Origin of the sequence: Trichocoleus sp. AS-A1 (assembly GCF_039962015.1) — a bacterium.
In the GTDB taxonomy this organism is placed as follows: Bacteria; Cyanobacteriota; Cyanobacteriia; order Cyanobacteriales; family FACHB-T130; genus FACHB-T130.
Genome location: NZ_JAMPKG010000001.1, coordinates 351,483 through 377,810 on the forward strand (window position 1 = coordinate 351,483; position 26,328 = coordinate 377,810).

The window sequence follows — 26,328 nt, forward strand, 5'->3', positions numbered from 1 at the left end:
GAAATTGATAAGCTTTTCATTTAACCCGAATCTCAAGGCAAGATGTCTGAAACGTTTGTGCAGGGGGGAACAATTGCCGCGATCGCTACCGCTGTTGTTCCCCAGCAGGGGAGTGTGGGGATTGTGCGCGTATCGGGAGCGGAAGCGATCGCGATCGCGCGTTCCCTCTTCCACGCACCAGGGAAGCAGCAGTGGGAATCTCACCGCATCCTCTACGGATATGTGCGCCATCCCCAGACGCATGATGTGGTAGATGAAGCACTATTGTTGATGATGCAAGCGCCTCGCTCCTACACCCGCGAAGATGTGGTAGAGTTCCACTGCCACGGCGGAATTATGCCAGTGCAGCAGGTATTGCAGCTGTGTTTGGAGGCGGGGGCAAAATTAGCACAGCCGGGAGAGTTTACCCTGCGGGCGTTTCTGAATGGGCGTTTGGATTTGACGCAGGCGGAGAGTATTTCCGATCTCGTGGGAGCGAAATCGCCTCAAGCGGCTCAATCAGCGCTTGCCGGGTTGCAAGGGAAGTTGCAAAAGCCGATTCGCTCCCTGCGTACCACTTGCCTCGACATCTTGGCAGAAATTGAAGCCCGAATCGACTTTGAGGAAGACTTGCCACCGTTGGATGAAGCGGATATCATCGCCCAAATCGAGCAGATATTGGCAGAAACTACAAAAATCTTGGCAACTGCCGCACAAGGCGAACTCCTCCGCACTGGCTTAAAAGTGGCAATTGTCGGGCGTCCCAACGTCGGGAAATCGAGTTTGCTGAATGCTTGGAGTCGGAGCGATCGCGCCATCGTCACCGACCTTCCCGGCACCACTCGCGACGTTGTAGAATCGGCTCTGGTCGTCGGTGGAATTCCCGTGCAAGTGCTAGACACTGCCGGGATTCGGGATACCGCTGATGTGGTGGAAAAGATTGGGGTTGAGCGATCGCGCGATGCCGCTCAAGCCGCTGACTTGGTACTACTCACCATTGATGCCCAAGCCGGTTGGACGCCCGCTGATGGAGAAATCTACGAACAGGTACAACACCGCCCCCTCATTTTAGTGATTAACAAAGTTGACCTGGTTGGGGAGATTCCAGAATTTTCCCTCCCAGACACTATTCACCGGGTTGTACCCACCGCAGCCGCCCATAACCAAGGCATTGACGCCCTAGAAGAAGCCATTTTGGATGCCGTACACACCAGCAACCTCAAGGCAGCCGACTTGGATTTAGCGATTAACCAGCGGCAAGCAGCGGCGCTAACGAGGGCTAAAACTTCTTTGGAACAAGTGCTGGCTACGATTACCGATCAACTCCCTCTCGACTTCTGGACAATTGACTTGCGGGGTGCCATTCAAGCTTTAGGAGAAATCACCGGAGAGGAAGTCACAGAATCGGTTCTCGATCGCATTTTTAGCCGATTTTGTATTGGGAAATAGGTAATGAGTTTTTCAGAAGTCTCTATTACCAAAATGCATTATTCTGTAGCCCCCGTAGGTAGGGCTAATTGTTTGTATAGCCCCATTCAAGCTGAGGGCATAATCACAATACAGACAATTTAATATTATGCACAAGCACAAGCAAAACTCAGGAAAATCTACCTCTTCTAACCAGCGCCAAGCGATTCGGAAAGGATACGAACAATATAGCGTCCAAGGTTTCTACGAACAATTTGGAGATGAATACCGAAATCCTCAAGAATCCGCCATTCAAAAAGTTTTGCAACTTGCAGCCAGTCAGTGGCAGCTAGATTTTCACAAAGTATTAGACTTAGCTTGTGGCAGCGGCGAAGTAACTTTAGCGCTGCAAAGTTTAGGATGTACCAACATTGATGGCATCGATCCCTATACCTACAACGCCTATTTAAATCGCACGGGTAAAGAAGCTGAACCCTATACTTTTGAGGACATTGCCTCTGGAATTCTCAACAACCGGCATTATAGTTTGATTGTGTGCAGCTTTGCGATGCATTTGCTGCCAGAGTCACGTTTGCCGATCGTCGTTTACCAACTAGGTCTAATTGCCCATTCAATGATAATTATTACCCCAAACAAGCGACCTCACTTGAAGCCAGAATGGGGATGGCTTTGCTTAGACGAAATTATGTGTAACCGCGTGCGATCGCGGCTTTATCAGCGAACTTATGGACAAGGAGAGTAAGGCATTGCTCACCCTCTGCCCAACTTAGTTCCTCACACTTGTTTCTCGCAGCAATTGTTTAACGGTTCCGACTAGCTCGTGGGGTTCAAAAGGTTTAGAAATATAGGCATCTGCGCCTTGCTTCATTCCCCAGTAGCGATCGAATTCTTCCCGTTTGGCTGAACACATCACCACAGCTACCTTCTGGGTTTTGGAGTCGGCTCTAATTTTACGGCAAACTTCGTAGCCATTCATCCGGGGTAGCACAATATCTAGCACCACTAAATCCGGACAATTGCCCTCCATTTGCTCCAGCGCTTCGACACCGTCACAAGCCACAGTAACACTCAGCCCGCTCTCTTGAAGGAGGCGTGAGATCATCTCCCGTTGCGTGTGACTGTCTTCCACCACCAGAACTGTAGTCATAACTCCTACCTACTTACGAGGTTCAAATGTTCGCGGGAAAAAAATCAGCGCACCCCAAGTCGAATTGCCTTTGGATTAGATAAAACTTATCTACTTCCGCTCATTTTCGCTTATGAGTCTAAAAATTGTTTACGTAAATACACGTAATTTTTCCGGTTTCTTTCCGTTATATTTTAAGCGATCGCTCTGAAATCCGATTATCAATCAACGGACATCTTTGCTTAATCTTCAAAGTTCCTCCGAGTTTTTCCAGAAAAGTTGTAAAGATTATGTAAATATCCGTCTAAATACGGAGAAGCCAAATTCCGGTCAACATCCTTATACGTAAGCATACAGAGTCGTGTTTGGGTTCCGATTTTTATTCAACTCTATGTATCGGTTATAACTAATAATTTTCAGTTCATGGAAGGAAAACTGCGATCGCGGCTGAACCGTCGTCGGTTTCTACTTGGCTGTACCCTGACTGGAGGCGGGATCGTTGCCGCAGATTTATTATCAAAATCTGGACAAGCACAAGTCGCTGCCCCTGCTATTGTGACATCGGATAAGATGCGTCCGCAAATCCCGTTTGGGGTTGCTAGCGGCGACATCACAGGTAACAGCGCCGTCGTATGGAGCCGTTGTAATCGCCCTGGACGCATGATTGTGAAATATTCGACAACCGAGTCATTCCGGAATGTGCAGCGGGTTGTGGGACCCGCTGCCCTGGAAAACAGCGATTTCACAGCACGGATTTACACGGATTTACCTGGCTGACTTGCCATTAGGTCAGCAGATATTCTACCGAGTCCCCTTCCAAGATTATCTGATATCAACATCTACAGCGCCCCCGCACAAGGCAGTTTCCGCACTACAAAAGTCGTATATCCGCTCTATATTTTCTCTTCCAGACTGCTCCTGGAACAGAGAATAAGTCGATCAGTCCGCAAGTATGCCGCTACGCTAACAGTATCTAGCACTTTTAGGACTTACGCAAAAACTCTCTCAAACTCTTATTCCTTCGTGCCTAAGCGCTAACGCGCAGGCTCCGCCAACGCGGTTCATTTTTCCGTTACTCGTGCGTAAGTCCTGACTTTTTAAGAAACTTCCCGCTCCATCAGCTGATTAAAGCGTTCTACGCCTTCTTTGTATCGCTGACCTTCATATCCCATGACTTTCTTGATAATCCACTCCTTGTGTTTTCCGTCTTCCAGAAGTAACGGGATTGCCAGAGTAAAAACTTCATCTTCTTGGATAAAGCGCTTAAACCAATTACACGTATCAGAGAAGCTACGTTCATGGTAATTGTAGACTTCCCCTAATATTGCCTTGAACGATAAACTGCCAATTTTTTCCGACTCTCGCCCTAGTAAAATTGAGTCTTCCGACCTCAGATGAGACTTCAATTGAGCTAACTTGTGAGAGTTGATCAGCTGCTTTCGCAAAGTGGAGAGAATGCCTGTACGAATGTGGGGAAATTTGCGATACAGGTAATCGGAGACAGCAGCATTGATGATCCCGTCGCCCAAAAATTCTAACTGTTTATTCGGCTGCTTACGCTCCTTCAAGTTTTGAAGATGATGCTCCAGAACCGGAGCGATTAAGTGCTTGACGATCCATTTCTGCGTCTGCGAGAAACGACGATCGAGGTACATTGCACCTAATAACGCTTCACATGCATCTTTAAAGGGGTTATTCACCTTCTGGCGCAGCAGGTTCCAGTCTTCACCCGAACCCAGCAACAGGTCTTCTCCTAACCCTAATTGGAACCAAAGCTTGGTCAGCCTTTCTCCCTCAACGAGCTTGTCTTGCAAAACTGAGAATTTGCTGACCTCTAGATAGGGGCAGCGTTCGTAAAGGTAGTCAGCAACCACGAAGTTGAGAATCGCCTTGCCGAGGAATTCTAACCGCTGATTGTCTTGCCCAGATTCGCCGATTTGGGTGGCAAAGGAGGTGTGGGTTAGGGCGAGGCGGAGTAGGTTCTTGTCTTTGAAACGGAGGCCAATTTTATTTTCGACCGTTTCTGGGTTCCATGCCATCTTCTTTTTCCTCTATGAAATGCCTAATTAACGAAGGCAAAAGGAAAAAGAAATTTTAGATTTGAGATTGAAAAAATCAATGGGCAATCTTAAAATTTACAACGATTTTTTCTTTTTCCTTTTGCCTTTTACTTGCCTTTATCTCGGACGCCCTAAGGTGGTGATGTACACAACCGCTTCATCAGCAGGGATACCCAAGACTTCATTCACCTGGTTATCAAAGAAGCCGCCGATGCCGCTGACGCCTAGACCAAGGTGAATGGCGGCTAAATTCAGCCGTTGCCCTAAATGACCGGCATCCATGTGTAAATAACGATAAACGCGATCGCCATACTGCGCCACTGCTGTTTTCAAATCTGCTGTGTGGAATAGCACCGCTCCCGCATCTCTACCCAAATCTTGCCCCAGGCACAGATAGTGCAATTCCTGGCGGAAATTTTTAAAGCGGATTTGCCGCAATTCCTGAGCTTTCGGTGCGTAATAGTAGCAGCCTTCCTCCAGTCCTTCTACCCCAGACACGGCGATAAAGGTTTCGATTAAATTTAAATCAAAATAGTCTGGAGAGCTATCTAAACCTTGGTCGATGTAGTGCTGGGGTTGGTAGGTGAAATCTAGTAAAGCTTTCAGTTCCTCTAGAGTTAGATCTTCTCCCGTGTAGGCACGAGTCGAGCGCCGCTTGAGAATGGTTGTTTCCAAGTCGTGCAAATTTGCTGCCCAATCAATTGGCGTCGTGACGGTTGAAACCTTGAGACAGAAGGGAAAGTTGTATTTATCATCGGGAGTTGGCGGTTGCAGGACATCTTGTGAGATGGGCGTTTTGCCCGTTATCTGCTGGGTTTCCTCAATCTGCGTTGCTTGGTGGCAGTAGCCGAGCAATTCACCATCGGGGATATTAGGATAGTCCGTTTGGGTGACAGAGGGCAATGCAGTCGGACTGAGGGGCAAGTTTTGTTTCACATCCAGCAAGTCTGCCAGAGCGATCGCGCAAATTGCTCCTTCCTCCTTTGGATCGAGGTAAAGTAACTCATTCACTGCCCGATCCGCAAACCCCCCAATTAAGTGAGGGCGGTAGTCATTCAAGGCACTCGCCAGCTCAATATTGCCCAGCAGATGCCCCGTATCCAAAAAAATCCGCCGATAAGCTCGGTCTTGATAGCGCCAAGCAGAACGGTAGAAGACGGCTGTGGTGACGAGGCACAATTGGGTACTATCTAACACCGGATGCCAAAAACAAGCTGTTTGCAGCGCTTTCCAGGCATCACTTTCCCAAAAATGAATTAAAGAATGGCTCTGAGGCTGATAGTTATAGAGTCCGGGTGGTAAAAGCGGCGTCCCACGGGAAATTAAATAAATCTCCGCGGGGTACAATCCCCCGGCGGAGGGGGCTGCCCGCAGATACATCGGATTTCCCATTGTCATTACTTTAGCCGTCAAGCCATAGCTGCAAAACAGCAGCCGCGACAGGCGACGCCATGCTTGGGTTTTTTCGCCCTCATCGACTAACGCCTCTGGTATTTCTGTTAAATAGGGCTTCAGGTCATAGGTTGAGCCAATTTTGTAGTCTTTAAAAGGCACTGGTTGACGCTCCCAGTCCAGCCCCTGGCTCTTAGAGGCGAGCGTCTGGGGATCGTATTTAGTCCGCTCGTGATAGTGCTGAGCAATTGATACTCGCAATTCTGGCATACAGCTGTCTAGCAACGCTTCCGCTTCGCCTTCCATCTTGCCATCCCCAGCAGCAAACGTGTCGTACCGTTAAGTACAAATAAATCTGTGTCGTTCTGGATTCATCCTGTTTTAACGGTCTTTCGGGGCGAATAGCAGTTTCCCCAATTCCTAAAATTAAGATTGATAAACCCACAGATTAACCGGCGTGCGGGGGTTCGGACGGTTGAGGAGATGATTGCGATCGCTGCTGTTTGAAGCGGTGATAGCCAACGGGAACCGCCACTAACACCAGCAAAAACGGGCTGAAAACTGCTAACCAAATCGCCAACCGGATCAAGCTGGTGGTGAGTTCGCCCAAGGAGTGAGTTGCTTGGTTCCAAGTTTCCCGAACGTCTGAACCTAAAGGTCGCGCTGGGGGAATACCTGCGATCGCTTCTTCTAAAGTTAGGGTAATGGTAGAGTAGGCGACTCGGCTGCGTAAGCTTTTCAATTGTGCATCCAGCTGTTCGATATTTTGCCGCACGTTGCTGAGTTCGTTGGCAACTTTCAGGACATCCCCCACTGAGCCGGAGCGTTCCATAATTTTGAGTAAGGTGCTTTCCTGTTTCCGCAGGTTCCGCAGTCGGGCTTCGTTATCCACGAGTTGATCGGTAACATCTTCAGCGGTGAGGGTGCGGCGCTGTACGGTTCCCAGTTTTGCCAAGAAATCGAGACTGGTTTCGAGCTGCTCTTGAGGAACCCGAATTTGCATGGATGCAGTGTGACGGGCGTTTTCGTCTTTGGGTTTTTGCTCTTGGAATTTTAGTAAGTCCCCCTGCTGTTGTTTAACAATTTTGGAGGCGATTTCAGTGCTTTTTTCGATGGAGTTGACACTCACCGATAGTTCGGCATTTTTGCTCAATTGGGGGCGCTGGCGAGGCACCTGAGCCTTCGCCCCAGCAGGGCTTGCTATGTCTTGGGAGCGAACGGCTCCGGCTTCGGCTGCTGAATTTGCCATTGGCTCTGAATTTGGGGCGGTAGGCGCGAGTTGCGCCAGTTGTGTCTTTTGTTCAAAAGAAGAGGCACAACTGGTTAAAACGATGCCTCCCAGCAAGGCGCTTAAGAATAAAGAAGGTTTTAGCTTTGGATGAAGTGAGCCGTTCATTGCATAACCCCCAATTTAGTTATTGCCAGTATGCCTTACTGAAAAAAGGGGCACGCTGATTGTTGCGGTTTATGCAACACAGGGTGTTGCGGTGATAGGAAAGGGCGACGATACTTTCTCTAATCCGATGAGCGCGATCGCATCTAACGGCTTCCCTAAGCTAGATACGTGCTTTGTTAATTTACTTCACACTAGATCGAGAATTCGAGGAAAAAAGGACTGTTTTTCGTGATTGCTAACTTAGTTGAAAATGGTTGGGAAGTAATTTATCATCGCGCCCATGCCTTGCTAGCTGCTCAAATAGCGGGTCACTGGCACCAAAAAGATCGCCCAGAACGCTTGATCGAGACGGTGGCGGCAATTTCCCATCACGACGACTTAGAACGCGAGTGGGAAGGAAATCACCTCACTGAAGCGGGGGCACCCTTGGACTTTACCCTCGACAAGAAAACGGATCTCAAAAAGCTGGCTACACTGACGCAGAATTCCCGCTACCGAGGACGCTGGGTAGCTTTGTTGATTTCGATGCATACCAGCTTTCTCAATGAAGGGAAACGGGGAGAGTCGCCAGAATTGGACAAATTTCTGGATGAGCAAAAAGAGCATCAAAAGCAATGGATTAAGGGGTTGAAGATTACCCAAAAGGAAGCCGATAAAGCTTATGCATTTATGCAATGGTGCGATCGCTTCTCACTCATCCTCTGCAACCACGAGTTGCCTGCTGGTGAGCGGGCTTTGGAAATTAGCAAGGGGCCAGACGGAAAGCGCTATGATGTGGTGCAACGTAGCGATGGGAATCTCACCGTGAAGCCTTGGCCTTTTGAAGAGGAAAAGTTTACGGTAAATGTGGAAGCGTGCTATCTCAGCCAAGTGAAATTCGACTCAAATGATGAACTCACGCACGCACTTCAAGAAGCACCGATCGACCTTTTAGAGTGGACGTTAGTGAAGTCTTGACGAATGGATAATGGGTAATTGGTCATGGGTCAGTCGCAACAAACCAAGGACTCGCGACTACTAACAATTACCCATTACCAATTTTCTAAGCCTAGGGTGATCTTGACGTAGTTTGATAGAATTAAGAGTTTGCACTACTCAAGATGCTTGCTCCAAGGAGTTGCCCCTATGGCCCGGATGTATTATGACAACGATGCCAACTTAGATTTATTAAGCGGAAAAACCATTGCTATCATCGGCTATGGCTCTCAAGGTCACGCCCACGCCCTCAATCTCAAAGATAGTGGCATGAATGTCATTGTCGGGCTGTATCCGGGTAGTAAGTCGGCTCAAAAAGCGAAAGAAGCTGGTTTAGCTGTCCACACGGTCGCTGATGCTGCCGCAGCGGCTGATTTCATTATGATTCTGCTGCCTGATGAGGCACAAAGAACAGTTTATACCAATGAAATTGCGCCTCATTTAACCGAAGGAAAGGTATTAGCCTTTGCCCACGGCTTCAATATTCACTTTGGTCAGGTTGTCCCGCCTGAGAATGTAGATGTGGTGATGGTAGCACCGAAGGGGCCAGGACATTTGGTGCGACGCACTTACGAACAGGGTGAAGGTGTGCCTTGTTTATTTGCGGTGTATCAAGATGCCACGGGACAAGCACGCGATCGCGCGATGGCTTACGCTAAAGGTGTCGGCGGGACTCGTGCCGGAATCTTAGAAACTACTTTCCGGGAAGAAACTGAAACCGATTTATTTGGCGAACAAGTTGTGCTTTGCGGTGGCTTAAGTGCGCTGATTAAAGCGGGTTTTGAAACGCTTGTTGCTGCTGGCTATCAGCCGGAATTGGCTTATTTTGAATGTCTTCATGAAGTCAAACTGATTGTTGACTTGGTTGTGGAAGGCGGTTTAGCCAAAATGCGCGACAGTATCTCTAATACTGCTGAGTATGGCGATTTGACCCGTGGCCCTCGGATTGTCACTGACCAAACCCGCACCGAAATGCGGAAAATTCTCCAAGAAATTCAATCGGGTCAATTTGCTCGTGAATTTGTTTTAGAAAATCAATCTGGAAAAGCCGGATTTACAGCGATGCGGCGTCAGGAAGCTGAACATCCTATTGAGGAAGTTGGCAAAGATTTACGGGCAATGTTTAGCTGGTTGAAGAAAGTGTAAGCAGTTAGACAGGAAACTTACCTTGGATAAAAACCCGCTTTCTTTAAAGAAAGCGGGTTTTTAAGTTTTTGCAATCCTAATTTATTCTTTTGATGCTTTAATTCAGCTTCTCCCCAAGGATTGCAGCACTAACCGGAAAGTATTGCTGTTTAGCGAGTATGTGTAAAGTTTTATATGGGAAAAACCGGCTCGCCGATAACTTTCATTTTTCTTTATAAACGCGCTCTGACGCCCTGTCATCGGTAATGGATAATGGGAATAAACATCTTCCCCTAAGCCATTACCCATTGACTATTTGATTCCTTTTTCCTCTTGTTCAATCGCTTTTTCAGTTCGCTCGTAAACATTCCTCGGTTTCTTAGTGGGAAATAATCCCAGTAAAGAATTATTCAAAGCGGTTCGGGTGTTGAAACTAGCTGTACTTAAGGGTTTGGGCAGAACGCGATCGCCAAAACCAACAAACATCAAAGCTAAAATAATCACCAATGGCGTAACTATTTTTTTATCCACGATCGTATGAAAATTTTCCTAAGCTACTTTCTTCTATTGTTCCCTCAAAAACAGGAAAAGTTAAACAGTCAAAAGGGATTTTATCTGTTTTGGGCGGCTGTCTTGTCTTTACTCGCGTCTTTCTATTTATTACCCCCCTTATCAGCAGCATCGGAACGAGAAAATATCCTGAAGAATTCCCAGGCGCAAGGAGACGAGGATTTTATCAGTGGTGTCAGGGCAAGTGTCAGGAAAAGCTTACAAACCGCCGGTACAGAGAAAGCAGCCATAACGAAACAGGTTGTTAAACCAGATCCCGTCACCATTGATAATCGATCCCAGATATCTGACAGGCAAAGCGCTAGCGAATTCAACGCAGACAAACTGCTGCAACTAGGAATTCGGCAGCATCAAACGGGACAATTTCAAGAAGCCTTAAAGTCTTTGCAAAGGTCACTCAAACTCTACCAAGAGATTGGTTCGCGCACGGGTGAAGCGAATGTGCTGTTGAATATTGGCGAAACTTACTTCACGTTAGGGCAATATTTGCGATCGCTTGCATTCTACTACCAGACCTTAGACATTCTGCAAGGCATCGGCGATCAACCGGGCGCGGCTAAGGTGTTGGATAATTTGGGGAATGCTTACTTTTATCTGGGGGATGAAAAACAAGCAAAAGATTTTCGCGATGCAGCGCAAAAGCTGAGACAAGAAATCGGCAACCCAAAACGAGAAGCAGCTTTTTTAGGGAATGTGGGAATCGCTCACGAATCAGAGGGAGAATATCCAGAAGCGATCGCACTTTACAAAGAACAGCTCGCGACGGCACGAGAAAGCCGCAATCCGAATGCGGTGCTGGATTCTCTAAATAACCTGGCTGAAGCTTATCGCACCCTCGGACAATACCCGGAAGCCATTGACTTTTATCAACAGCAGTTGCTAATTGCTCGGAAAAGCGGCAATGTCACCGAAGAAGGGTATTTTCTCAACAGTATTGCGGACGCTTTCGAGGCGCAGGGGCAATATCCAGAAGCGATTGAAGTCAGAAGACAGCAAGTTGCGATCGCTCAAAAAAGTGGTGATGCCGCATTGCAACTGATTGCCCTGAATAATTTGGCAAAAACTTACCAAAATGCGGGGCAATTTGAGCAAGCGATCGCACTGTATCAAGAACCCCTGGAGGCGGCGAGGAAAACAGGCGATCGCTTGGCAGAAGGGACGGCGCTGAATAATTTGGCATTCGCGCTTCTCAAATCAGGTAAACCAGAAGAAGCCAAAGAAACCTTACTCAATTCAGTTAAAACTTGGGATGCTATCCGTGCCAACTTAGGCAGCACTAATCGCTATTTGGACGCGCAAACAACAACTTATCAGCGTTTGCAACAAGTTTTAATTGCTCAAAAACAGCCGATTGCCGCCTTAGAAATGGCTGAACAAGGGCGGATCAGGTCGATTGTCGATTTATTGCGGCTGCGGTTATCTACCGAACCCGTGGGATCGGGTTTAAAACCCGCACCGAAGAAGCTGACTTTCCCCACGATTGAAGAAATTAAAAAAATCGCCAAACAAGAAAACGCCACACTCGTTGAATATTCAATTATTCCCGATGAAGGACTTTATGTTTGGGTGATTCCGCCTAGTGGGGAAGTGACGTTTCGTCGCATCGAACTGGGTGCCCAAAATACAATTTTCCCCGTCTCTTCCATCGAAAATGTAATTGCCAAAATTCCTGAATCTCTAGGATTGCAAGCGCCTGCCAATCCTCCGAAACCCAGAGCAACAGAACCAGCGCCAGCCGGAAATGCAACTTCCTCACCGGCGAAAGCGCCAATCATTCAGCCGAAACCGTTGCTGCAACTGCATCAACTATTAATTAAACCGATTGCCGATTTATTGCCAGAAGACCCAAACGCCCGTGTTATCTTCATTCCGCAAAAAGAAATGTTTCGGATTCCGTTTGCGGCTTTAGTGGATGTTTATGGCAACTCCCTGATCGATAAACATACGATCTTGACAGCACCGGCAATTCAGGTACTTGCTTTAACCAAAGAACAACGAGGAAAAACTTCTGGGGGCAATCGTCTGGTAGTCGGAAATCCCGTGATGCCGCGAATTGCACCAGCACTGGGGCAAGCACCGAAAGCGTTACCGCCGCTAGCAAATGCAGAACAGCAAGCCTTAGAAATCGCTGATTTTCTCAAGACAAAATCTTTGCTAATTGGCAACCAGGCGACAAAGGCGGCGGTTTTGGAACAGATGCGGAAAGCGAAGAGCGTTCATCTCGGAACTTATGCGATTCTCGATGATGTGAAGCGCCAAGGTGTACCCGGTGCGATCGCACTTTCTCCCGGTGGTTCCGATAATGGCTTACTTACTTCTGCTGAAATTCTGGAATCTTTTGCCCAACCCAAAGGGCAACACCTGCGTCCTGAATTAGTCGTTTTCACTGCTGTTGAAAACGGCAAGGGTAAAACAACTGGCGATGGAGTAATTGGTTTGTCTACTTCTCTGATTGCAGCGGGTGTTCCGACTGCGATCGTGCCTTTGTGGTCTGCGCCAGATGCTCCCACAGGTGCGTTAATGAGTGAATTTTACAAGCAGTTGAAGCAGAACGACGATAAAGCCAAAGCCTTGCGCCAAGCCATGCTCAAAATTAAGCAACAAAATCCCAATCCCAAAGACTGGGCAGGATTCACCTTAATTGGGGAACCCAGATAACTATCGCGGTTAGTATATACAAATATTTTTCGCGCGAAGGCGCAAAGGCGCAAAGACGAGACAGCGCCTTTGCGGGGAGGGGTTCTTCCCAGATTGCTGAATGAGGGGCGATATGGCTATGCTTCCTTATCTTTGAGCTGGAAGGTTTTCCGAAACACCCACTGCATAAAGCCGGGAAACATATTGTAAGAGGCTTTCGATAGATTGGCGGAACCCACCAACACCTCAGCCCGCTGATGCTTCACCGCCTCCCAAATTGCCTTTGCCACATCCTCCGGCTTCTCCACCACTGGGGTACTCAGCACCAGATCGAGCTGATCTCGACGCGCTTGGGCATCTTCTACATTCTTACCTCCAAAGATTGCCCGTTCCATCAAACTACTCTTGATTAGATTCGGGTAAATCCCACAAACATGAATGCCTTTGGGTGCGAGTTCTGAGTGCAGCGCTTCGGTCAATCCAGTTACCGCAAACTTGCTGGTATTGTAAGGCACAAGATAAGGAACGGGGACTTTGCCGCCGATAGAACTCAGATTAACAATCGTGCCCTGTTTTCGCTCTAGAAAATGAGGTAATAGGGCGTGAATCGTATGAATATATCCCCACAGGTTGAGGTCTATCGTCTGGTGCCAATCGTCTAGGGAAAACGAATCTGCTGGCCCGGATATATAGCGACCTGCATTATTGATTAGGACATCGATAGCGCCATATTCTTCCAGCGCCTTCTCAACCAGGCTTTTCACCTGTTCTGGGTCTCTCACATCGGTGGGAACAGCTAGAGCTTTTCGACCGAGCGATCGCACTTCCTGTGCTGCCGCTTCCAAGCGGTCAGCCTGACGCGCCGCCATTACTAAGTCATAGCCTTTCTGGGCAAACAAGAGAGCAGTTGCTTTGCCGATGCCTTGAGAAGCACCTGTAATTAGTACTGTGGAAGCCATACGGTTATTTCAAATAATAGTGCTTTGCTCTCTAAGTTTGTTCAACAAAAATGGGGAAATCCTCTAGCTTTCGTCAGAGTTTTTAATAAAAACTGCTGTAGTTCTGCTCACATAAATCCGATGAACTTTGTGATATAAATTACTTTGTCTAAAACCCCTTACATCTTCCTTGAGAATTAAATGCAGTTTGGGACTATAGACAGAGAGCAGAGATTAATGGGGTAGTTAGGATGTATGCGTAATCAATTTGTTAAGGAATGTAAACGATGCAGACTCGCCCTACTGATTTACCACCTGTTGCTAGCGCCTACAATGGCAAAGACCGCAATGCCTTTCTGTTTGGCTGGAATCCTCAAGCTGAGCTATGGAACGGACGCTTGGCGATGATCGGCTTTTTAGCTTACCTACTTTGGGATTTCGCAGGCTACAGCGTCGTTCGGGACGTGCTGCACCTGGTTTCCTATACCCGCTAATGACTGACTTGCAAGATTCGTCTGGCTGGCAGTTGTAGATAAAGGCTTCATCTGCCAGCCAGACAGTCAAATATCCGATGAAGTTGCCACTGATGTGCAGTCAGAGGCAGCGGTTAAACGTCTCTGGTTCGGATCGCAGTACCAGCTATCCTTTACAATAGTTATATTATTTTTACAGTATTTAACAAAAAGGAAGCGCTATCTCATCCAGACACCGAGCATCAACAGAGTTTTCTTCCCAGAGGGACTTGCACTCGATCGATTTTTGAAGGATGAGTATCGTGTAAACCGAGCGCGATCGCGGGTTCTTCAGGATAAGGTAGCGATCGCTTCGCTATTAGCTCCTAAATTTTTGCTCGAAAGGAAAGCTACAAATTTATACAAGCATGATTCAGCTCGAACACGCACCTCTGCAACAAGCGAAACTTCCGCGAATACAAAGAAGTGAAAATCCAATTATTGGACTTGTAATTGCTTTTACTATTATTGGCATCTGGGCAATCAGTCTGGTTTTCTTAATTTCCCTTGACTGGTCGCAAATACCTACTGTATGGAGAATCCCCGCCATCATTTGGCAAATGTTTCTGTATACAGGATTATTCATTACTGCCCATGATGCAATGCATGGAGTGGTATTTCCTCAAAACCGTAAAATTAATAACTTGATTGGTTCATTCGTATTATTGTTATATGGATTCTTTTCTTTTGACGAGTTATTGAAAAAGCATGGGGTACACCACCAGCACCCAGCAAGCGAATTCGATCCGGATTTTCATAACAGTCAGCATAAAAACTTTTTTGCCTGGTACTTTCACTTTATGAAAGGTTATTGGAGCTGGAAACGCTTGTTTGCTTTAATGGCTTTCTATAACCTGATTGCTTTCACCCTACCGATCCCAGAATTGAATTTGACTTTATTTTGGGTAATTCCTTCAATTTTGAGTTCGGTGCAATTATTCTTTTTCGGTACCTTCCTACCTCATCGAGAGCCACAAGAGGGTTATAAAGATCCTCATCGCGCCAAAACTAATGCTCTGCCGGTTTTCTGGTCATTTATCACCTGTTATCATTTCGGCTACCACGAGGAACATCACGAACATCCGCATCTTCCTTGGTGGCAGCTACCAGAAGCTTACAGAATGAATCAGACCGCTTCTAGTTGATACACCGTTTGTACTGCCAATTGCCATTGTAAATAGAAAAAGGGACGTATCTAATACGCCCCTTTTTTATTACTTCTTAATCGGTAATTTTTTAGGTGGCGGGAGACTATTTTTCTTTTTCTCTTCCAATTTTTGTTCTTCTAACTTCTTTTCTTCCAATTTTTGCGTTGCGAGGGTTTTGTTTTCCAGCGCTAAAGTGTTTTTTGGATCGAGTTTCAAAACTTCATCAAAGACAGCGATCGCTTCTTCTAACCGATCTAACAGCAACAGGGCGACGCCTCGACCGGCAAGACTATTCGCATCATTGGGCGTAATGCGAATCGCCTGGGCGTAAGCGGCGATCGCTTCTTCATACCGTTCTAAAGCGACTAACACGACGCCTCGGTTGTACCAAGCTTGTGATAATTCAGGATTGAGGCTAATCGCGCGATCGCTTGAGGCGAGGGCTTCGGGGTTTCTTCCCAAATGCCATAGCACCACCGTTCGGTTCGCCCAGATATCGGCAAGCAGCGATTGATTGAAGTTCGGATCGCTACTTTTAATCGCTTGATCGTAAGCGGCGAGTGCTTTGGGATAATCTTTTACTGTCCTAAGTATCCTGCCTTTGTTGAACCAAGCTTGGGCATAGTTAGGATTAAGGCTAGTGGCGCGATCGCTCGAAACGAGCGCTTCGGAGTATCTTCCCAAAAACCACAGAGTAACGCTGCGGTTGTTCCAAGCTTCTGGGTAATCCGGGTTAAGACCGATGGCGCGATCGTGAGAGGCTAATGCTTCTTCGTACTTGCCTTGTCCGGCTAAAGCATTTCCCCGCTGATCCCAGGCTAATGATGGACTCGCCTCACCCCATCTCCCATCTCCTTGCAATGCTTTATCGCAGGCGGCGGCGGCGTCTTCGTACTTGCTGACTTTGTTTAGCGTCGCGCACTGGTTCGCCAACGCTACAGAGTACGTGGGACTCAATTTCACCGCCATTTCCTGAGAGGGGAGTGCTTGGGCGTACTTACCCACCAGTGACAGCAAAACGCCATGTTCAGTCCAAGCGGTGGCGTCTGTGGGATTCAGCGCCAAAGCTTGATCGTAAGAAGCGATCGCTTCTTGGTACTGACTTAATTTTTTGAGCGCCACGCCTCGGTTGTACCAGGCGACGGCTGGAGTCCCAGCGCCCCAATCAGCATCACTTTTCAGCGCCAAATCGCAAGCCGCGATCGCTTGAGAATATTGCCCAGAGGCAGAAAGTGCGGCGCATCGATCCGCTAAAGCTAAGGAATAATCTGCTTTAATTTCTAAGGCTTGATCGAAAGAAGCGATCGCTTCGGCGTTCTGTCCCAGCTTCCTTTGCGCTAATCCTTTGTTATACCAAGCGATCAGCGGCGTATTGTTCTCCCAATTTCCATCGCCTCTGAGTGCTTTGTCGCAAGACGCGATCGCGTCTTCATATTTGCCTAAGTTAGCGAGGGCGATGCATCGATCCGCCAAAGCCAGAGAGTAATCGGGTTTGAGACGGATCGCCTTATCAGCAGAAACCAAGGCTTCGGTATATTTTGCTTGTCCTAGCAGCCCATCCACTCGGTCCGTCCAGATTTTCGGCTTTTTGGGATCGAGAGCGATCGCTTGGTCGCAAGCCGCGACGGCTTCTGCATATTTCTTCTCGTCCCCCAATAAGTCACACAAACTCCCCCAGTAATCAATGTCCTTCAACTCCAGGGGTGGCTGCGGCGCTGGCTGCGCCAGTATCTTGGAGCAGTAAAAACTAACACTTACACAATAAAAACTTAACAGAAATAAACTAAAAGTAAAAAATCTTTGGTTCGCCTTTTTCTCTCTGCGGGATTGCCCTAGCAATGCGATCGCCTTCTTTAAATTGCCGTAGTCTGCCATAGCGAGAGCTGAATTTTAGACTTCAAGAATAGCATAAGCGCGACCATTTATTACCTTGCCAAAATTAATATTTAACACTTTATCTGTAAAGTAAAATAAACTCTTGCCAGGTTTAAAAAAATTAGAAAAGTATGATTATCTTATCCTTTCGGGAGCTGGCAATAAATGTCCGGATTTTTATAAAAAACGCTTGAATATACTCTGTCAACGCCCTCATCTATTAACGTAATCCTACGGATTCTTGCCTTAACAATTATGCAACGTAATTTTTTAATTAGTTTAGGCGCAAGCCCAATGCTCAAAATTGCCATTTTCTTGCTTGGAATCATTCCGCTACTATCAATCGATGCTGCTTACTCTCAAGTCCCGCCTTCTGGAACCTTCACGGCTACACGCACTTGTGCAGCACCACGAGCAATTAACGGGATAAATCCGGGTAATATCCAAGTCTCAAACGGTCAGCGTTATCAAGCAATTGGCTTCAATTCTCCGAAACGAAAGTTTATTCAGCTTGCAGTCCCTGATGCTAAGCCAGAACGTCGCTGGGTTAGTGCTGATTGTGGTAATTTTTCCCCCGCAACAGATGCGAGTCCTGAACCGAACTCCGGCACCGTAACGCAGGCATCGACATCGGCACTACCCTTTTTTGATAATGTTAATAATCCAGAGCTTCATGGCTTTCCACGCGGGCAAAAAGCAGACATCACACCGCCATTACCCCAACTCAATGCTTTTGACCAAGCAGTGTTGAGAACCTGTGGAGCGATTGGCACCAAAGTGACGCCAAGTGCTTTCAAAGAATTGATGTCAGAAAATCGAGATGTACTGCGTGAAATTCAACAAGCAGTGGGTGGGGAACTGCGTGCCGTCCGCAGTACAGAAGCAGAATTTCTCGACGATTTAACGGCTGCTTGGTCTGAGAGAGGCGGCTTTGAACATATATTTTGTGGTGAACTAGAAGGGGCAACGAAAATTGGCGGACTGCACTTTTTTGGCAGATACCGGGAACTGCAAGAGCAAGGAATTGGCGGACGGCTTGCGAATAATTTGAACAAAGAAGAAGTCGTTCCAGGGTTAGTTTATACCTTAGGAGTATTCATCAAAAAGAATGGTCAAACTTGGAGAGATAATATCAAAGGATATGCTCTCGTCAGCGATGCCAAAGAAATGTTATTAGATGCGACAAAAGCATTGAAAGCACAGGGAAATGCTCAGGGAGCTTGCATTTTAACAGTGCAGGATGATGAGACGAAAAAATCTTATAAGGCGGTTTTTGTCAAGAGTCGAGATGCAATCGTTACTTTTTATCCTGATGCGACTCCTGGGGGAAAAGCTTGCAGAAGTTAATTGAATAACCCCATCCCCGCCCCGTTGTTCGTACCGTATACACACACGTCTTCTAGAACCTATTTGTCCGATTTTGCTCCCCCTAAATTCCCCAACTTATCGGAGGGATTTACGGGGAGAATCAATATTCTGCAACTGATACCTCAGATGGAAGGTGGGCGGAAATAGCACCAGTAGGATTTGAGGAGGATAGTGAATGGGATGCAGAAATTATTGAAGCTCGGAAAAACGAATTGATTGCTTGGACTTGAGTGGAAGGGGCAGACATTGCTAACCCTGATTCTGTTCGTTTCCATCTAGTACCTAGCAATTATTGATACTTGTCCAGTACCTCTGAAGTAAAGACGCGATCGCTCTCTTAGCGATTGAACCACCACGATTGGCAGTTAATCCCCCTGCGTCACCGTTTGTTGAGAGGAATATGCCATGACTCTTAAAATCAAAGTTTTCTCTGACTACGTTTGTCCATACTGTTTTCTAGCCGAATTCCCCCTAGAAGCAGCGATTAAGGGAAAAGACGTTGAAGTTGAGTGGACACCCTTTGAGCTTCGACCATCACCACAGGCGACGCTGAAACCGGAAGACGATTATCTTCAAACGGTTTGGAAGCAGTCAGTCTATCCCCTAGCGAGAAAAATGGGTGTTGAGATCAAGCTACCAACTATCTCGCCGCAACCACATACGCATCTAGCGTTCGAGGGTTATCAGTACGCGAGAGAACATGGTAAAGCTAACGAATACAACGACCGGATTCTCCGGGCGTTTTTTCAAGAAGATCGGGATATTGGCAATATCGAGATTTTGACGCAGTTAGCGGGAGAAATTGGGCTGGATGGAAAAGAGTTTAGAGAATCCTTGGAAACTCGAAGGTATAAAACAGCTCATCAGCAGGCATTAGAACAGACTCGCAAAGAAGTCGGTATTACCTCAGTCCCGACATTTATGATTGGCGATCGCATTTTGCCGGGTTTGTTAAGTCAAGAAAGCTTGGAACGAGCTATTAATCAGGCATTGGAGGGCAATCTTAGTCAAAAATAGCGATCGCCTAAACTGCCCATTTTTCTAACCATTGGCGTGAATTCCCTAACCGACAAATTCATCCCCATCGGGATGGGTAAAGTACAACTCTAGTCATTACAGGAGATAAAATATGGCAATTCTCTCAGGACGAGCTTGGATTACTGGTGCTAGTAGCGGCATCGGCGCAGCAACAGCCAAAATATTAGCTCAGAACGGAGCGAAAGTCGTTTTGTCGGCACGTCGCACCGAGCAACTCGAACAGCTTTCCCAGGAAATTGAACGTGCAGGCGGTCAGGCGATGATCAAACCCTTGGACGTAACGAATCGAGAAGCTGTGGCACAGCTTGGAGAGGAACTGGAAACAATGGGTGGCGTGGACATCCTGATCAACAACGCTGGTTTAATGCCTCTGGCACCGATGCTGGAAGGGCGCGTGGATGAGTGGGAGCGGATGATTGACGTAAACCTGAAGGGACTCCTCTACACCATTCATGCTGTCCTTCCTGGCATGGCTAAGCGCAAGCACGGTCATATTGTAAATCTAGGATCGGTAGCTGGACGCTTTGCCTTTAAAGGGGCGGCTGTCTATTGCGGAACCAAATTTGCGGTACGCGCTATCTCCGATTGTTTGCGCCAGGAAGCAATTGAATATGGCGTGCGGGTGACAGACATTGAACCAGGGGCAGTGGCGACTGAACTTGCCGATTCAATTAAGCACGAGGCAACGAAAGAAGCTGTGACCGGACAAGGCGGTTTTTATGCTCCGGGTGCGGATATTTTACAAGCGGAAGATATTGCCAACGCGATTCTTTACGTGGTAAGCCAACCTGAACACGTCAATATCGGTGAGTTGTTGATTCGCCCGCGGATTCAGGAACTCTAACGAATTTAACCAGAAGGATAACCCCAGAGTATAAACTGTCTTGGGGCTAGTTAGCCGCGTTCCCCGGCGCAGCTGGGGAACGAGACACAGATATCGATTTTATTGCGCTGCAAAGTCCGGACGGCGATCGCTCCAAAGTTTTGCAGCTTCTAGTTGTGCGGCGAGGGCAATCAACGTGGTTTCGTCAGCGGGGCGTCCCACCAACTGCACGCCGATTGGCAACCCGTTGGCGTCAAAACCAGTCGGAACTGAGATTGCAGGCTGTCCGGTGGCATTGAATGGGGGACACGGAGCGATCCACTGAATGATTTTCTGCAATCTTTCCTCCGGATTCAGGTGCGCCCACTCACCAACCCGAATTGGCTGATGCATATAAGTTGGCACTACCAAAACGTCATAGTTGTCAAAAAAGGCAACAATACGCCGCGCCATAATTTGCATCTGAGCAACCGCTTGCAGATATTCACCCGCAGAACCGGATTGCTCTAGCATCCAGCGATTCATCGGTTCCAAGTAGTCGCCGGGAATCCCCGTCGCTGCCACACCAGCTTGCCAAACTTTGGAAAAAGGTTTGATCAAATCGGTAAAGTCTGGACAACCGGGTTCAACGGTATGACCCATTTCTTCTAGCAATTGCACAGTTTTTTGGACGGCTTGCCCAGATGCCGAATCGGCTTCGCCTATCGGGGGAATTGTTGTAGAAAAAGCAATCCGCAAAGACCCCAATTTTTGGGCAGTTGCGGCAAGAAAAGTCGTTCCTGGGTCGGGCAACCAGTAGGGATCGCCCGCGACATAACCAGACATGACATCCAGAAGGGCGGCAGCATCGGCAACGTTACGCGCCAAGCAGCCATTGGTTGCAATGCCATTTAGATGATCGCCCACAGGTGCATAAGACACCCGACCCCTGGAGGGTTTAATGCCGACTAAACCACAACAAGCGGCGGGACCGCGCACCGAACCGCCGCCATCAGAACCTTGAGCGATCGCGCACAACCCCGCCGCCGTAGCCGCCGCAGCGCCCCCACTCGATCCCCCCGGTGTATAGTCGAGATTCCACGGATTCCGGGCGGGTGGAAACGCCGGAGGTTCTGTATAAGGGAAAGAACCCAGTTCAGAAGTCGCCGTCTTACCGAGAATCGTAAACCCCGCCAGCTTAATCCGCGTCACCACCGCATCATCATAAGCGGCAATTTTGTCCATCAGCGCCGCTGTTCCGTAGGTACAGCGAACACCAGCAACGGGGTTGAGGTCTTTAATCGAAATGGGTACCCCAAAAAAGGGCGGAAATTCTTCTGTGTTGCCTGCCAATGCTTCCGTCTTCGCCTGGGCATCGGCAAGCGCCATATCTGCCATGACGGTAAAATAACTCCCCAGTTGGGAATCCAGTCTCTGAATGCGTTCCAGGTAAAGTTCCACCAACTCTAGCGGTGATACTTGTTTGCTGCGGATGAGCCGCGCCTGTTCTATCGCTGGGGTAAAAGCTAAATCAGTTTGATTCATGGGGACTTTGGGCGATCGCTACTTAATCTTGAACGCCTGAGCGCGTCTAGGCAATAAAATCCTAGCTTGCCAATAAACATTGTTTCACGCGATCGCTTTTTCGCTTAAGTATCCGGATCGACACCGAGCGATCGCAGTTGTTCCGCCAGTCGTTCTGCCCGTCTTCGTTCCTGTTCTGCTGCCTCTTCTGGTGTAAGAACTAGAGAACCTTCTGGGGTAAAGTAGCGCAATTTTCCGGCTTCTACGCCTAAATACAAATCTAGAACTTCACTCCACAGCCAGCCTTGAGGGTTGGGCACAATGGCTTGATACTGTTCTCCTACCAGCCGAAAACCTGCCAACTCTAAATCCTCCGGCTCGAACCAAAAGTATTCTGGCGTGCGAAATCGATTTTGATAGAGGTCTTTTTTTAAATTTCGGTCAATATTAGCCGTTGAAGTCGAAAGCAATTCGATAATCAGATCGGGATATTTGCCTTCTTCTTCCCACACCACCCAAGAAGTGCGATCGCGTTTTTCGGTATTTTTCACCAGAAAAAAATCTGGCCCTCGAAAATCTCGATTTCGCAATTGCTGCCGACTAAAATAAACTGTTAGGTTAGCGCCAATAAAAAAATCATGGCGATTGCGCCAAAACCATTCTAAGCAACTCACTAATAAAGCAAGTTGCTTGTAATGCAGAGAACTTTCCATTTCTGGTTCATCGCTCAAAAGTTTTGTAGCATCTGGCATTTTTGCTTCCAACTCTTGCGCTGTTTGGTACATATTGCCACCTGCTCACTTTACTTAAATGATGCTTTTAGATAGAAAAATTCAGAAGCCCGCGCAGGCGGGCTTTGTTTGTCTAGTCCCACCCTTACGGGTGTGGGTCAATCGTGCTTTTGAGCGATTAAACTTTCGAGCGGTCGGTCAAAATCTCATATCCATCTTCCGTCACCAGCACGGTATGCTCAAACTGAGCTGACAGGGAATTATCCACCGTTACTGCCGTCCACTTGTCGGATAAGATGCGGGTAAATTTTGAACCAGCATTTAAAATCGGCTCAATTGCCAAAGTCATTCCAGCCCGAAGCTTGACATTTGGCATCTCGCGGGTGCGGAAATTAAAAACAGACGGTTCTTCGTGCAAATTCCGTCCAACACCGTGTCCGGTGAAGTCTTCCACAATACTAAAACCATTGCCTAACACATGGTCTTGAATGGCACCAGCAAGGTCGAGCAGGTAGGCTCCAGCTTTAACTTGTTCAATTCCTTTAAAGAGTGCTTCTTCTGCTACGCGGATTAACTTAGCCGCTTCTGGTGTCACTTCACCCACGGCGATAGTGATGCAGGAATCACCGTGATAGCCCTGGAAATAAGCACCTGTATCAACTTTCAAGACATCGCCAGTCCGAATCACTTTTTTGGCGTTGGGAATGCCATGTACGACTTCGTTGTTGATGCTGGAGCAAATAGAAGCGGGGAAGCCGTGATATCCCTTAAAACTCGGTGTTGCCCCCATTTCGCGGATGCGCTTTTCGGCATAAGCATCTAAATCCGCAGTTGTCATACCAGGCTGCACCATCTCTTGAATTTCTTTGAGCACGGTTGCCACAATCTTCGCCGCCTGTCGCATGATTTCAATTTCACGCTGTGACTTAATTTCAACGCCACGACGTTGTTTTTTCTCGCGGGGAGGTTGAGCGGGTTGGAAAAGCAGATTGTTCAGGATGTTCATTTGACAGATGGCGAGTGGTGGGATGTCAACAGGGTAAAGCGATCGCTCCTCCCGCCTGCTTCTGGGGTGATTGACGACTGAGGAAGCACTCTCCCTGTTAATTTGTCAGGTATTTATTATCTTAAGTTAACTTTGTTGAAACCATTCCGAGGGCGGGAGACTCCACGGTTGTTCTCTCATCTGAATTGTTTCAGGATTACAGCTACCAACTGCTATTAAGACTGGTTCTGCCGTGCTGCCATCAACTCTTTGAATCGAGGCTTAAAGGCTTCAATTGCCTCCTGAGTGGGCTGGGTTTTTTGCCATGCAGGACGCTGCGTCAAGTTCTCACACCAGGCACTCAGTTTGGGATGGTTATCCAGCGATACGCCTAGCATAGGCAACAACGGCACCATCGTTCCGGCGACAATCTCAGCGAGGGTGAGACTAGCGCTACCTGCAAAGTATCGATCGTCGCCCAGTAGACTCTCAAAAAAGTTCAGCACTGTCAGAATTTTCTGCTTTGACTGCTCCAACTGCTGTGCGTCTGCATCCAAGCCCATCATTTGATTGGCGAATGGGTTTATGGCAGGCAACAGTTCGTTGACAGTCACCATTTCTACCATCCGCACGGTTGCTAGCGCCTTGGCATCCGTAGGTAGTAAGGCAGGCGTGGGATATTTTGCCTCTAGATAGTCAAGGATGGCTAAGGATTCTATAACGTTAAAGCCATCATCCACTAAAACTGGAATGTGGTGGAAGGGATTCATCGCTAGAAATTCTGGGTGAAATTGATCGCCATCCATATTCAGCGATACCAGCTCAAAGGGAATTTCTTTCTCCAGTAGCGCCACCCATACGCGCCTTGAGTTAGCGGAAAGGGGAGTGTGATAAAGCTTCAGCATGAGGATACCTCTCCAGAACTTATTTCCCAGGATACTCCGCTCCCTGGTCTGGCAACGAGCGCGATCGCGTCCTATGCAACTTTTTCCAAACTTCCCTCTCCCTATTCCATCTTTCTGCTAAGAAACCCTAGCGAACCGTCTTTAAGCCTTCAACTTTATCCATAAATAAATCAGTGAAAATGCTCATGATTGTGCGTTTACGTACCTTCAGGTTGACACTTACCGACATCCCTGATTGCAGCGGGACTTCTCGACCTTTAATTAAAAGAGACTGATTATCTAAGCTAACTTTGGCAGGAAACGTATAATAAGGGCGAATTTGTTCGGGTGGTAGAGCATCCGATCCAATCCAGGTTAAACGACCTTTCGTATCGCCAAATTCCCGAAATGGAAAAGAGTCAATTCTGATATCTGCTTCCATCCCTTCTTTCACAAAGCCAATATCTTTATTGGTGATAAAAACTTTAGCAACTAGGCTGTCACTTGGAACAATTTTTAAAACGGGTTCGGTAGAATTGGTAACAAAACCTGGTCCATGAGGTTTTAGCTCAAAGATAGTTCCATCTACCGGAGCTTTGATTTCTTGGTATTTTAAATTTTGTTCTGCTTGGCTCATTTGGCTGTCGATTTCTGCAAGGCGCTTGTTGTTTTCTACAATTGCCTTGTTTAGCTGATCGTCAATTTCTGCCAAACGTTTTTCATTCTCAGCAATTTTGGTTTGCAAATCTTGTTTAGTCAAAGCGATGGTATTTTGCAGCTTTTCATTCGCTTGCGCGATCGCTAGCTGTAACCGCTTCTGTTCCTGAGTCAGTTGATCCACCTCAGCTTTGCGAGTGCGTACATCCTGCTTCTGCTTCAGGTATTGCACGCGGGAAACTGCTCCTTGTTTCATGATCGGTTCTATATCGTCGAGAATCCCTTGATTCACCTCTAATAAGTCTTTGGAACTCGCTATCTCTACCTGAGTTTGACTTAGCTGCTTTTCCAATTGCTCAGCTTCCAACCTAGCAGTCGCAACGCGAGAATTGAGTTCTGCTATACTCGATTGAAAACGCTGCTGTTGATCTAAGCTAAGACTTGTTCCTTTAGAAGAACCTCTTAGTTGAGCGCGATACAGTTGATTTTCTGAGGCTAAAGAGGAGCGCACTTTAGTCAGAGAGACTAACTCTAATGGTAGTTTTAGTTGAGCAGTCTCTCCATCTATTGCAGCGGGGAAACCTGCACCTTTTATTTGCGATCGATAAAACTGATTTTCTTGCTTTAATGCTGTCTGAATTTTATTCAGGGAAGTTAACTGAGCCTGAGCGGTTTCTGAGTCTAAACTCAGCAGCTTATCCCCTTTTTTTACTCGTTGTCCATCTTTGACATAAATTTCTTTCACGACCCCTGCTATTGGAGCTTGAACTTCCTTAACAGCACCTTGCGGTTCCAGTTTGCCAGTCGCAGGAATGGCTTCTTCAATTTGGAAGACAGAAGCCCAAACTATCACAAAAGTTGTCATTCCCATGATTCCCCAAACGATCGCGCGAGACCAAGTCGGGGATTGTTGAAGAATAACAGCTTGATCGAAGTTGTTTGAGGTAGAGGCGGGTGGCGTTACTTCCTTATTAGGATTAGGACTTGGAACTGTATTAAGGCTAGGACTTGGGACTGCTTGGGGTACTAAAGATAGGTGTTCGTTAGACTGTTTTCCATTTTGTTGGAGCATAGCTGACAATAGTGCTGAGTGCTAGGACTGGGGACTGTGGACTGAGGACTAAGGACTGAAGAGTGTTAGCGAAGCGGCGCTGTGTTCGCGGACTGAATAATAGAGG

The 26,328-nt window shown here is 47.4% G+C and carries 23 protein-coding genes; 11 read left to right on the forward strand and 12 right to left on the reverse strand.

What is annotated here, in order from left to right; genetic code table 11:
• Positions 1 to 42: 42 nt before the first annotated feature.
• Both mnmE and NC994_RS01640 read left to right on the forward strand, forming a co-directional pair.
• The gene (gene mnmE, locus NC994_RS01635; RefSeq protein ID WP_190436522.1) at positions 43 to 1,428 is read left to right on the forward strand and encodes a tRNA uridine-5-carboxymethylaminomethyl(34) synthesis GTPase MnmE; all 1,386 of its coding nucleotides are present in this window, start codon (positions 43 to 45) and stop codon (positions 1,426 to 1,428) included.
• A gap of 127 nt (positions 1,429 to 1,555) precedes the next feature.
• Positions 1,556 to 2,149, forward strand: coding sequence for a class I SAM-dependent methyltransferase (locus NC994_RS01640; protein WP_190436525.1), 594 nt, complete (start codon positions 1,556 to 1,558; stop codon positions 2,147 to 2,149).
• A 24-nt stretch (positions 2,150 to 2,173) separates the two neighbouring features.
• Here NC994_RS01640 and NC994_RS01645 read toward each other — a convergent pair whose 3' ends face one another.
• Positions 2,174 to 2,554 carry a response regulator gene (locus tag NC994_RS01645; RefSeq protein ID WP_190410155.1) on the reverse strand — a complete coding sequence of 127 codons (381 nt, stop codon included), beginning with the start codon at positions 2,552 to 2,554 and terminating at the stop codon, positions 2,174 to 2,176.
• A gap of 402 nt (positions 2,555 to 2,956) precedes the next feature.
• Between NC994_RS01645 and NC994_RS01650 the strand changes: the two genes are divergently transcribed.
• Complete coding sequence (locus NC994_RS01650; protein ID WP_199299647.1) at positions 2,957 to 3,310, forward strand: PhoD-like phosphatase N-terminal domain-containing protein; 354 nt, start codon at positions 2,957 to 2,959, stop codon at positions 3,308 to 3,310.
• A gap of 320 nt (positions 3,311 to 3,630) precedes the next feature.
• Here the strand turns inward: NC994_RS01650 and NC994_RS01655 are convergent, their stop codons facing one another.
• The 3 genes from NC994_RS01655 to NC994_RS01665 all read right to left on the reverse strand — a co-directional run bounded on the left by NC994_RS01655 (position 3,631) and on the right by NC994_RS01665 (position 7,381).
• Positions 3,631 to 4,572, reverse strand: coding sequence for a ribonuclease III domain-containing protein (locus tag NC994_RS01655; RefSeq protein ID WP_190410157.1), 942 nt, complete (start codon positions 4,570 to 4,572; stop codon positions 3,631 to 3,633).
• A gap of 138 nt (positions 4,573 to 4,710) precedes the next feature.
• The gene (locus NC994_RS01660; RefSeq protein WP_190410178.1) at positions 4,711 to 6,255 is read right to left on the reverse strand and encodes a SagB/ThcOx family dehydrogenase; all 1,545 of its coding nucleotides are present in this window, start codon (positions 6,253 to 6,255) and stop codon (positions 4,711 to 4,713) included.
• A gap of 178 nt (positions 6,256 to 6,433) precedes the next feature.
• Entirely contained in the window at positions 6,434 to 7,381 is a 948-nt protein-coding gene (locus NC994_RS01665) for a DUF4349 domain-containing protein (protein WP_190410158.1), read from the reverse strand.
• A gap of 228 nt (positions 7,382 to 7,609) precedes the next feature.
• Here NC994_RS01665 and NC994_RS01670 point away from each other — a divergent pair, with 228 nt between their 5' ends.
• Positions 7,610 to 8,338, forward strand: a complete 729-nt coding sequence (locus NC994_RS01670; protein WP_190410159.1) for a DUF3891 family protein — start codon at positions 7,610 to 7,612, stop codon at positions 8,336 to 8,338.
• Between the two features lie 168 nt (positions 8,339 to 8,506).
• Positions 8,507 to 9,502, forward strand: coding sequence for a ketol-acid reductoisomerase (ilvC, locus tag NC994_RS01675; protein WP_190410160.1), 996 nt, complete (start codon positions 8,507 to 8,509; stop codon positions 9,500 to 9,502).
• Between the two features lie 291 nt (positions 9,503 to 9,793).
• Here the strand turns inward: ilvC and NC994_RS01680 are convergent, their stop codons facing one another.
• Complete coding sequence (locus NC994_RS01680) at positions 9,794 to 10,012, reverse strand: hypothetical protein (protein ID WP_190436653.1); 219 nt, start codon at positions 10,010 to 10,012, stop codon at positions 9,794 to 9,796.
• A gap of 6 nt (positions 10,013 to 10,018) precedes the next feature.
• On the opposite strand from NC994_RS01680, the gene NC994_RS01685 reads away from it, so the two are divergent.
• Entirely contained in the window at positions 10,019 to 12,709 is a 2,691-nt protein-coding gene (locus tag NC994_RS01685) for a CHAT domain-containing tetratricopeptide repeat protein (RefSeq protein WP_190436528.1), read from the forward strand.
• 116 nt (positions 12,710 to 12,825) lie between these two features.
• Here the strand turns inward: NC994_RS01685 and NC994_RS01690 are convergent, their stop codons facing one another.
• The gene (locus NC994_RS01690) at positions 12,826 to 13,647 is read right to left on the reverse strand and encodes an SDR family oxidoreductase (protein ID WP_190430800.1); all 822 of its coding nucleotides are present in this window, start codon (positions 13,645 to 13,647) and stop codon (positions 12,826 to 12,828) included.
• 266 nt (positions 13,648 to 13,913) lie between these two features.
• On the opposite strand from NC994_RS01690, the gene NC994_RS01695 reads away from it, so the two are divergent.
• Together NC994_RS01695 and crtW are read left to right on the forward strand one after the other, a co-directional pair.
• Positions 13,914 to 14,120: a chlorophyll a/b-binding protein gene (locus NC994_RS01695; protein WP_190410163.1), complete on the forward strand. Its 207-nt coding sequence runs from the start codon at positions 13,914 to 13,916 to the stop codon at positions 14,118 to 14,120.
• A gap of 386 nt (positions 14,121 to 14,506) precedes the next feature.
• Positions 14,507 to 15,283 carry a beta-carotene ketolase CrtW gene (crtW, locus tag NC994_RS01700; protein WP_190436531.1) on the forward strand — a complete coding sequence of 259 codons (777 nt, stop codon included), beginning with the start codon at positions 14,507 to 14,509 and terminating at the stop codon, positions 15,281 to 15,283.
• A gap of 69 nt (positions 15,284 to 15,352) precedes the next feature.
• Here crtW and NC994_RS01705 read toward each other — a convergent pair whose 3' ends face one another.
• Positions 15,353 to 17,161 (reverse strand): tetratricopeptide repeat protein, encoded by a 1,809-nt coding sequence (locus NC994_RS01705; RefSeq protein ID WP_190436534.1) that lies wholly within the window; start codon positions 17,159 to 17,161, stop codon positions 15,353 to 15,355.
• Between the two features lie 255 nt (positions 17,162 to 17,416).
• Between NC994_RS01705 and NC994_RS01710 the strand changes: the two genes are divergently transcribed.
• The 3 genes from NC994_RS01710 to NC994_RS01720 all read left to right on the forward strand — a co-directional run bounded on the left by NC994_RS01710 (position 17,417) and on the right by NC994_RS01720 (position 20,411).
• Positions 17,417 to 18,508 carry an EndoU domain-containing protein gene (locus tag NC994_RS01710; protein WP_242030556.1) on the forward strand — a complete coding sequence of 364 codons (1,092 nt, stop codon included), beginning with the start codon at positions 17,417 to 17,419 and terminating at the stop codon, positions 18,506 to 18,508.
• A gap of 426 nt (positions 18,509 to 18,934) precedes the next feature.
• A complete protein-coding gene (locus tag NC994_RS01715; RefSeq protein ID WP_190436537.1) occupies positions 18,935 to 19,546 on the forward strand; it encodes a DsbA family oxidoreductase in 612 nt (203 codons plus the stop codon).
• Between the two features lie 112 nt (positions 19,547 to 19,658).
• On the forward strand, positions 19,659 to 20,411 hold the full coding sequence (locus NC994_RS01720) for an SDR family oxidoreductase (RefSeq protein ID WP_190436540.1): 753 nt from the start codon (positions 19,659 to 19,661) through the stop codon (positions 20,409 to 20,411).
• Positions 20,412 to 20,510: 99 nt separating this feature from the next.
• Here NC994_RS01720 and NC994_RS01725 read toward each other — a convergent pair whose 3' ends face one another.
• From NC994_RS01725 to NC994_RS01745, 5 genes are all read right to left on the reverse strand, one after another.
• Entirely contained in the window at positions 20,511 to 21,914 is a 1,404-nt protein-coding gene (locus tag NC994_RS01725; RefSeq protein WP_190436542.1) for an amidase, read from the reverse strand.
• Positions 21,915 to 22,018: 104 nt separating this feature from the next.
• The gene (locus NC994_RS01730; RefSeq protein ID WP_190430444.1) at positions 22,019 to 22,678 is read right to left on the reverse strand and encodes a Uma2 family endonuclease; all 660 of its coding nucleotides are present in this window, start codon (positions 22,676 to 22,678) and stop codon (positions 22,019 to 22,021) included.
• Positions 22,679 to 22,802: 124 nt separating this feature from the next.
• On the reverse strand, positions 22,803 to 23,630 hold the full coding sequence (gene map, locus NC994_RS01735; protein WP_190436545.1) for a type I methionyl aminopeptidase: 828 nt from the start codon (positions 23,628 to 23,630) through the stop codon (positions 22,803 to 22,805).
• 215 nt (positions 23,631 to 23,845) lie between these two features.
• On the reverse strand, positions 23,846 to 24,514 hold the full coding sequence (locus NC994_RS01740) for a glutathione S-transferase family protein (protein WP_190410171.1): 669 nt from the start codon (positions 24,512 to 24,514) through the stop codon (positions 23,846 to 23,848).
• 127 nt (positions 24,515 to 24,641) lie between these two features.
• Positions 24,642 to 26,222 carry an HlyD family efflux transporter periplasmic adaptor subunit gene (locus NC994_RS01745; RefSeq protein WP_190436549.1) on the reverse strand — a complete coding sequence of 527 codons (1,581 nt, stop codon included), beginning with the start codon at positions 26,220 to 26,222 and terminating at the stop codon, positions 24,642 to 24,644.
• Positions 26,223 to 26,328 lie beyond the last annotated feature (106 nt).